Source organism: Lentibacter sp., from assembly GCF_029254145.1.
Classification (GTDB): domain Bacteria; phylum Pseudomonadota; class Alphaproteobacteria; order Rhodobacterales; family Rhodobacteraceae; genus Lentibacter.
In genome coordinates this window covers 1-8,857 of sequence record NZ_JAQWYD010000014.1, presented here as the reverse complement: position 1 = coordinate 8,857, position 8,857 = coordinate 1, and the positions used below count along the sequence as shown (strand labels likewise).

General features: G+C 57.8%; 7 protein-coding genes. 6 read left to right on the top strand and 1 reads right to left on the bottom strand.

The genetic code is table 11. The annotated features are described in order from the left end of the window. The coding region (locus P8O11_RS01735; protein WP_300291002.1) for a hypothetical protein at nucleotides 1-240 on the top strand (240 nt) is incomplete at its 5' end. 3 nt (nucleotides 241-243) lie between these two features. Here the strand turns inward: P8O11_RS01735 and P8O11_RS01730 are convergent. Beyond that, a complete protein-coding gene (locus P8O11_RS01730) occupies nucleotides 244-990 on the bottom strand; it encodes a sulfite exporter TauE/SafE family protein (RefSeq protein WP_300291000.1) in 747 nt (248 codons plus the stop codon). Nucleotides 991-1,148: 158 nt separating this feature from the next. Between P8O11_RS01730 and mdh the strand changes: the two genes are divergently transcribed. The 5 genes from mdh to odhB form a co-directional block, all read left to right on the top strand. Then, nucleotides 1,149-2,111 carry a malate dehydrogenase gene (mdh, locus tag P8O11_RS01725; protein ID WP_300290998.1) on the top strand — a complete coding sequence of 321 codons (963 nt, stop codon included), beginning with the start codon at nucleotides 1,149-1,151 and terminating at the stop codon, nucleotides 2,109-2,111. A 296-nt stretch (nucleotides 2,112-2,407) separates the two neighbouring features. Next, on the top strand, nucleotides 2,408-3,601 hold the full coding sequence (sucC, locus tag P8O11_RS01720; RefSeq protein ID WP_300290996.1) for an ADP-forming succinate--CoA ligase subunit beta: 1,194 nt from the start codon (nucleotides 2,408-2,410) through the stop codon (nucleotides 3,599-3,601). Nucleotides 3,602-3,655: 54 nt separating this feature from the next. Then, nucleotides 3,656-4,540, top strand: a complete 885-nt coding sequence (gene sucD / locus P8O11_RS01715) for a succinate--CoA ligase subunit alpha (protein ID WP_300290994.1) — start codon at nucleotides 3,656-3,658, stop codon at nucleotides 4,538-4,540. Between the two features lie 97 nt (nucleotides 4,541-4,637). Then, the gene (locus tag P8O11_RS01710) at nucleotides 4,638-7,598 is read left to right on the top strand and encodes a 2-oxoglutarate dehydrogenase E1 component (protein WP_300290992.1); all 2,961 of its coding nucleotides are present in this window, start codon (nucleotides 4,638-4,640) and stop codon (nucleotides 7,596-7,598) included. Between the two features lie 3 nt (nucleotides 7,599-7,601). Further along, the coding region (gene odhB / locus P8O11_RS01705; protein WP_300290990.1) for a 2-oxoglutarate dehydrogenase complex dihydrolipoyllysine-residue succinyltransferase at nucleotides 7,602-8,857 on the top strand (1,256 nt) is incomplete at its 3' end.

Genomic DNA, 8,857 nt, shown 5'->3' with positions numbered 1-8,857 from the left:
GCCCCCAATTGTGCCCCCCGCGAAACTGTAGTCGCACGCCTCGCGAGCACTTACGGAGAAACACGCCAATCTATCGGCCTTGGCTCAAACAATTCTGTGGTCGAAGTCTTTGCCAGCGTTGAAAGCGGCACATGGACAATCACGGTCACCACAGCCGCAGGCCTGACCTGCCTTGTTGCCAGTGGTCAGTCTTTTGAAACGCTGGCCGAAGCCCTACCCACAAAAGAAAATGACGCGTGAGGCCTAGGTCAGCCCGCCCCAGACAAGCTTGACCCCAGTCACAGTGAGCAAAACATAGGTGAGCGCAAAGAAAACCCGCTCGCCAATCAGAAAATGCGCTTTCACGCCAAGCCACGCGCCCAAAAGCGCAAAAGGCGCAAGCATCAAATCAAGTTTGAGCGTCTCCAACGTAAAAATACCCATGAACCCGTAAGGGATCACCTTCACAATATTGATCAGCCAAAAGACAAGCACCGTGCTGGCCTGATACTCGGTCTTGCTCGGATTGCGCGACAAGAGATAAACGGCTGCCGCAGGGCCGCCCGCATGGCTGATAAAGCTCGTAAACCCCGCCACAAGCCCCGCAACCACGCCGCCCCAAGCGGAGATGGGCCGCTTCGCTGCCCTGATCAGCCCTGCTCGCCCCGCCATCTGCCATGCGACAAACAAAAGCGCGATGCCGCCAATAATAAGCCGCAGCGTATCGGCATTGGCCCATGCGTAAAACAGCGCCCCAAGCAGCACACCCGGCACACCCGCAAGCACCAGAAGCCTTGCGTCTGCCCAGCGCCAACGCCCCCAATAGGGCTTTAGAGTGGCAAAATCGATCAGCATAAGAAGTGGCAGCATGATTCCCAGCGCCATCGCGGGCTCCACCACAAGAGCGAGAATCGCCGCCGCCGCAAACGCCGCGCCAGAGCCAAAGCCCCCCTTCGAAATGCCCGCAAAGGTCACAGCTGCGCCCGCTATAGCGAAAAATGCAAAATCCAACAGATCAGCCTTAAAGTTACGATTTCTCAATCGGTTTAACGCTATTTGCCGTCTTAAAACAAGCAGAGCCTGACCGATGCCGCAGCGCAGCACCCTTGCGTTGAGCCAAATAAAAGCCTAGGCCATGCGCCAAATTCAACCCTCACTGGAGAACCTTCATGGCCAGACCCAAAATCGCCCTCATCGGCTCAGGCATGATCGGCGGCACGCTCGCCCACCTCGCCGCCCTTAAAGAGCTTGGTGATATCGTGTTGTTCGACATCGCCGATGGCGTGCCACAAGGCAAAGCCCTCGACATCGCCGAAAGCGGCCCAGTCGAGCGCATCGACGCCGCCATGTCAGGCACAACAGACTACGCCGATATCGCTGGCGCAGATGTTTGCATCGTGACAGCAGGTGTGGCCCGCAAGCCAGGCATGAGCCGTGATGACCTCCTCGGCATCAACCTCAAGGTTATGAAATCTGTTGGCGAAGGCATTGCCGCCCACGCGCCGAACGCCTTTGTGATCTGCATCACCAACCCGCTTGATGCGATGGTCTGGGCGCTTCAGAAATTCTCTGGCCTGCCAGCGCACAAAGTCTGCGGCATGGCTGGTGTGCTTGACTCAGCACGCTTCCGTCACTTCCTTTCAGAAGAATTCGAAGTTTCTATGCGCGACGTAACTGCCTTTGTTCTCGGCGGCCACGGTGACACAATGGTTCCGCTCACGCGCTATTCCACAGTCGGTGGCATCCCGCTCCCTGACCTCGTAGACATGGGCTGGACAACACAAGAGAAGCTCGACGCAATCGTACAGCGCACCCGTGATGGCGGCGCAGAGATCGTCGGGCTTTTGAAAACTGGCTCCGCCTATTACGCGCCAGCCGCCTCAGCCATCGAAATGGCCGAAGCTTACCTCAAAGACCAGAAGCGCCTCCTGCCATGCGCGGCGCATGTTGATGGCGCCTACGGCCTCGACGGCTTCTATGTCGGCGTCCCAACAGTGATCGGCGCTGGCGGTGTCGAGCGTGTTGTTGAGATCAACATGAACAAAGACGAAAAAGCCATGTTCGACAAATCTGTCGATGCGGTCAAAGGCCTTGTCGTCGCTTGCAAAGAGATCGACGGTTCACTCGCATAAGTGAAAGACTGTCCGAAAGACACCAAGAGGCGCGCCTGTTCCGGGCGCGCCTTTTTTGTGCAGAGCTTCGCAAATCAGGCCCTCCCTGCGACGCATCAGGCCTCAAAGCCGTCATCTGCACCAAAATGATTCTCTTGCCACGCCAAGCGGTGAATTTGTGATCACACTCGCAAAACCTGTGATCACAAATCGCAGAAATATCCCCCTTCCCCTCCCAAACAAGCAAAATACTCTTAGGTTTTGCGAAACCTTGTGCGAGTAGAAGGCTAACAGCAGTAACCAGACGGGAAAGCTCTATGAACATCCACGAGTATCAAGCGAAAGCTCTGCTTCGCTCCTACGGCGCGCCGGTTTCAGATGGCCGCGTTGTCCTCAAAGCCGAAAACGCCAAAACAGCCGCAGGCGAAATGGACGGGCCCCTCTGGGTCGTCAAAGCCCAGATCCACGCGGGCGGCCGCGGCAAAGGCAAGTTCAAAGAAGCTGACGCTGGCGAAGCTGGCGGCGTACGTCTTGCGCGCTCTGTTGAAGAAGCTGCAGAAGAAGCCAAGCGCATGCTCGGGCGCACGCTTGTCACACACCAGACCGGTCCAGCGGGTAAGCAAGTCAACCGCATCTATATCGAAGATGGTTCAGGCATCGAAACAGAACTGTACCTTGCGCTGCTGGTTGATCGCCAAACAAGCCGTATCTCTTTTGTCTGCTCTACCGAGGGCGGCATGGATATCGAAGAAGTGGCAGCCGCCACACCAGAGAAAATCCTTTCCTTCTCAGTTGATCCTGCGACAGGCTACCAAGCCTTCCACGGTCGCCGCATCGCTTTCTCGCTCGGCCTCAAGGGCGCGCAGATCAAACAATGCGTTTCATTGATGGGTATTCTCTACAAAGCGTTCCTTGAGAAAGACATGGAAATGCTTGAGATCAACCCGCTCATCGTCACAGACGGCGGCGATCTGAAGGTGCTCGACGCCAAAGTCAGCTTTGATGGCAACGCGGTCTACCGCCACGCCGACATCGCCGAACTGCGCGACACCACAGAAGAAGACCCCAAAGAGCTTGAAGCGTCAAAGTACGACCTCAACTACATCGCTCTGGACGGTGAAATCGGCTGCATGGTCAACGGTGCCGGCCTTGCCATGGCAACGATGGACATCATCAAGCTCTACGGAGCCGAGCCAGCCAACTTCCTTGACGTAGGTGGCGGCGCGACCAAAGAGAAAGTGACTGAGGCGTTCAAGATCATCACCTCTGATCCGCAGGTCAAAGGCATCCTCGTCAACATCTTCGGCGGCATCATGCGCTGTGATGTGATCGCCGAGGGCGTTGTGGCGGCTGTCAAAGAAGTGGGCCTCAAGGTTCCGCTGGTGGTCCGCCTAGAAGGTACGAATGTTGACGAAGGCAAAGCCATTATCAACAACTCCGGCCTTGATGTTATTGCCGCCGACGACCTGAAAGACGGCGCGCAGAAAATTGTAAAAGCCGTCAAAGGCTAATCGTCGGGTGGGTGCACCCCACCTCCCCAACGACCCTATCTAAGGAGCCAAAACATGGCAGTCCTCGTAAACGAAAACACAAAAGTCATCTGTCAGGGCCTCACAGGCTCGCAAGGCACATTCCACACCGAACAGGCCATCGCCTATGGCACCAAGATGGTCGGCGGTGTGACACCGGGCAAAGGCGGCAGCACGCATCTTGAGCTGCCCGTCTTCGACTCGGTCCACGAAGCCATGCACGTCACAGAGGCCAACGCCTCGGTGATCTACGTGCCTCCGCCCTTCGCGGCGGACTCTATCCTTGAAGCGATCGACGCTGAAATGCCGCTGATCGTTTGCATCACCGAAGGCATCCCTGTGCTTGACATGATGCGCGTCCAGCGCGCGCTTGAAGGCAGCAAAAGCCGCCTCATCGGGCCAAACTGCCCAGGTGTCATCACGCCAGGTGCGTGCAAAATCGGCATCATGCCGGGCCACATCCACATGCGCGGCTCCTGCGGCGTTGTTTCGCGCTCGGGCACGCTCACATATGAAGCGGTCAAGCAAACAACAGACCTCGGCCTCGGCCAGTCTTCTGCTGTTGGCATCGGCGGCGACCCCATCAAAGGCACAGAGCACATCGACGTTCTGAACATGTTCCTTGATGACGACGAAACCCACAGCATGATCATGATCGGCGAAATCGGCGGCTCGGCCGAAGAAGAAGCCGCTGAATTCCTCGCAGCCCAAAAGAAAAAGGGCCGCTGGAAGCCAACAGCTGGCTTCATCGCGGGCCGCACAGCCCCTCCCGGCCGTCGCATGGGCCACGCTGGCGCAATCGTCGCTGGCGGCAAGGGCGGCGCGGAAGACAAGATCGAAGCCATGCGCAAAGCCGGTATCGTTGTGGCTGAAAGCCCAGCAAGCCTCGGCGAAGCCGTGATCGAAGCGATCGGCAAATAAGCAAAGACAATAGCGGCGGCGTATTTTGCGCCGCTGCTTTTCGCAACGCCACGAGCCAGAAACGCGCAGACCAAACGCTCGAACGCATAGGTGCATCATGACCGACCAGTCTTCCAACGACCAGTTCCACGCCTCCTCCTTCATGCAAGGCCATAACGCCGAGTATCTGGAGCAGCTCTATGGCCAATATGCCGCCGATCCGAACTCGGTTGACGACGCGTGGCGCGCGTTCTTTGGCGCGCTCGGAGATGCCGAGATGGACATTAAGGCGGAAGCCAAAGGCCCAAGCTGGGCCCGCGCCGACTGGCCGCCTGTGCCCCATGACGACCTCACCCAAGCGCTCACGGGTGAATGGGAACAAGTCGAAGTAAAAGCCGCCGCCACCAAAATTCAGGCAGGCGCGGCCAAAGCGGGCGTTGATGCCTCAAACGCGGCTGTGCGCCAAGCCGTGCTCGACAGCATCCGCGCGCTGATGATCATCCGCGCCTACCGTATCCGTGGCCACCTCATTGCCAATCTTGACCCGCTCGGACTGACCGAGCACACGCCCCACCCCGAGCTCGACCCAAAGTCATACGGCTTTACCGATGCCGACATGGACCGCCCGATCTTCATTGATAAGGTTCTGGGGCTTGATTTTGCCAATATGCGCCAGATCCTTGATATCGTGCGCCGCACCTACTGTGGCACATTCGCGCTGCAGTACATGCATATTTCCAACCCCGAAGAAGCGGGCTGGCTGAAAGAACGCATCGAAGGCTACGACAAGGAAATCAAATTCACCCGCGAAGGCCGCAAGGCGATCCTCAACAAGATGGTTGAGGCCGAGGGCTTTGAGAAATTCCTTCATGTCAAATATATGGGCACCAAACGGTTCGGCCTTGATGGTGGCGAAAGCCTCATTCCTGCGATGGAACAGATCATCAAACGCGGCGGCGCACTCGGCATTCGCGAAATGGTCATCGGCATGCCTCACCGTGGCCGCCTCAACGTGCTCGCCAACGTGATGAGCAAGCCGTATCGCGCGATCTTCAACGAGTTTCAGGGCGGCAGCTTCAAACCCGAAGATGTCGACGGCTCGGGCGACGTAAAATATCACCTCGGCGCAAGCTCGGACCGCGAGTTTGACGGCAACTCTGTCCACCTCAGCCTCACAGCTAACCCCTCACACCTTGAGGCGGTCAACCCCGTTGTGCTCGGCAAAGTCCGCGCCAAACAAGACCAACTCGGCGATACAGAGCGCAAGCAAGTCATGGCAATTCTGTTACACGGCGATGCGGCCTTTGCAGGCCAAGGCGTTGTGGCCGAAGGCTTGGGCCTCTCAGGCCTCAAAGGCCACCGCACAGGCGGCACGATGCATATTGTGGTCAACAACCAGATCGGTTTCACCACCGCGCCGCATTTCTCTCGGTCTTCGCCTTACCCAACAGACATCGCTCTGATGGTCGAAGCGCCGATCTTCCACGTCAATGGAGACGACCCGGAGGCCGTGGTCCACGCGGCCAAAGTGGCGACAGAGTTCCGCCAGAAGTTTGGCAAAGACGTGGTGATCGATATTTTCTGCTACCGCAGGTTTGGCCACAACGAGGGCGACGAGCCCATGTTCACAAACCCGCTCATGTACAAAAAGATCAAGAAACAAAAGACCACGCTTAGCCTCTATACCGCTGAGCTGGTCAAAGACGGCCTCATCCCAGAAGGCGAAATCGAAGATATGAAAGCCGCCTTCCAAGCCCATCTGAGCGAGGAGTTCGAGGCAGGTAAAGACTACAAACCCAACAAAGCCGACTGGCTGGATGGCAAGTGGTCTCACCTCAACCGCGACAAAGAAGAGTATCAGCGCGGCGAAACTGCGATCAAGCCTGAGACATTCGCCGAGATCGGCCGCGCGCTCAGCACAGCACCCGCCACTTTGCCGCTTCACAAGACAGTGGGCCGCTTGCTGGAAAGCAAGGCGCAGATGTTTGAAACAGGCGAAGGCTTTGACTGGGCCACAGGCGAAGCGCTGGCCTTTGGCTCGCTGCTCTCCGAAGGCTACCCTGTCCGCCTCTCAGGGCAAGACGCCACACGCGGCACCTTCTCGCAGCGCCACTCAGGTATCATCAACCAAGACACGGAAGAGCGCTACTACCCGCTCAACAACATCCGCGCAGGTCAGGCCCAGTATGAAGTCATCGACTCCATGCTGTCAGAATATGCGGTTCTTGGGTTTGAGTACGGCTACTCTTTGGCTGAACCAAACGCCCTCACACTCTGGGAAGCCCAGTTCGGTGACTTCGCTAACGGCGCGCAGATCATGTTTGACCAGTTTATTTCATCAGGCGAAAGCAAATGGCTGCGCATGTCTGGTCTGACAGTGCTTCTGCCACACGGCTACGAAGGCCAAGGCCCAGAGCACAGCTCGGCCCGCCTTGAGCGCTTCTTGCAGCAATGTGGCCAAGACAACTGGATCGTCGCCAACTGTACGACACCTGCCAACTACTTCCACATCCTGCGCCGCCAGCTGCACCGCACCTTCCGCAAGCCGCTGATCCTGATGACGCCAAAGTCGCTCCTGCGCCACAAGCTCGCGGTCTCAAAGGCTGAAGAGTTCACCACAGGCTCAAGCTTCCACCGCATCCTCTGGGACGACGCTCAATACGGCAACTCCGATACGGTTCTCGCGAGCGACGACAAAATCAAACGTGTCGTCATGTGTTCGGGCAAAGTCTATTATGACTTGCTGGAAGAGCGTGACGCGCGCGGCATTGACGATATTTATCTGATGCGCGTTGAACAGTTCTATCCCTTCCCCGCTCAATCGGTCGTTAAGGAGCTGTCTCGCTTCAAAAACGCCGAAGTGGTCTGGTGTCAGGAAGAACCAAAGAACCAAGGCGCATGGACTTTCATCGAGCCTAATATCGAATGGGTCCTCGGGCGTATCAAAGCCAAGCACGGCCGCCCGACTTATGCAGGCCGCGCCGCAAGCGCCTCGCCCGCAACAGGCCTTGCCTCAGCCCACAAAGCACAACAAGCCGCACTCATTGACGATGCGCTCACACTGAAAAAAGGGAAATAACCCATGACCGAAGTTCGCGTTCCTACACTGGGTGAATCCGTCACCGAAGCCACAGTCGCCACATGGTTCAAAAAGCCAGGTGATGCGGTCCAAGCCGACGAAATGCTCTGTGAGCTTGAAACAGACAAGGTGACTGTTGAAGTCCCAGCGCCCACAGCAGGCACGCTGGGCGAGATCATCGCCGCCGAAGGCGAGACAGTGGGCGTTGATGCCCTTCTCGCCACAATCAACGCAGGCGAAGCCGCAGCAGCAGCCCCCAAAGCCGCCGCCGCGCCCGCCGGAGCCTCAGCCTCAGCCGCTGCCGTTGATGTCATGGTGCCGACACTTGGCGAAAGCGTCACAGAAGCGACAGTTTCAACTTGGTTCAAGCAAGTCGGCGATACCGTCGCCCAAGACGAAATGCTCTGCGAACTTGAGACAGACAAAGTCAGCGTCGAAGTGCCAAGTCCCGCCGCAGGCGTTCTGACAGAGATCATTGCCGCCGAAGGCGCAACTGTTGACGCAAGCGCAAAGCTCGGCGTGATCAGCTCGGGCGAAGGCGCAACAGCCGCCGCAGCACCTGCTGCTGCCCCCGCTCCAGCGCAAGCCGCCGCCACAGCAGGCGCCAAAAATGCGCCCTCAGCTGAGAAAATGATGGCTGAAAAAGGCCTCGACGCCAATGCCGTTGCAGGCACAGGAAAAGACGGACGGATCATGAAAGAAGACGTTATGAAAGCCGCCGCCTCCGTAGGCTCTGCCGCTGCAGCGGCCCCGGCACCCGCAGCACAAGCGCCACGCGCACCCGTTTCGGCCGATGACGCGGCCCGCGAAGAGCGCGTCAAGATGACCCGCCTGCGCCAGACCATCGCGCGCCGCCTCAAGGAAGCGCAAAATACAGCTGCCATGCTGACGACCTACAACGAAGTCGACATGACGGCCGTTATGGAGCTGCGCAACCAGTACAAAGGCGAGTTCGAGAAAAAGCACGGTGTACGCCTCGGCTTTATGTCTTTCTTCACAAAGGCTTGTGTGCACGCCCTCAAGGAAGTGCCTGAAGTCAACGCAGAGATCGACGGAACAGATGTGGTTTATAAAAACTTCGTCCACATGGGCATCGCCGCAGGCACACCCACGGGCCTTGTTGTGCCTGTCATCCGTGATGTCGACCAGATGAGCTTCGCCGCCATCGAAAAAGCCATCGGCGAAAAAGGCCGCCGTGCGCGCGACGGCAAGCTCTCCATGGCCGAAATGCAGGGTGGAACCTTCACCATCTCCAACGG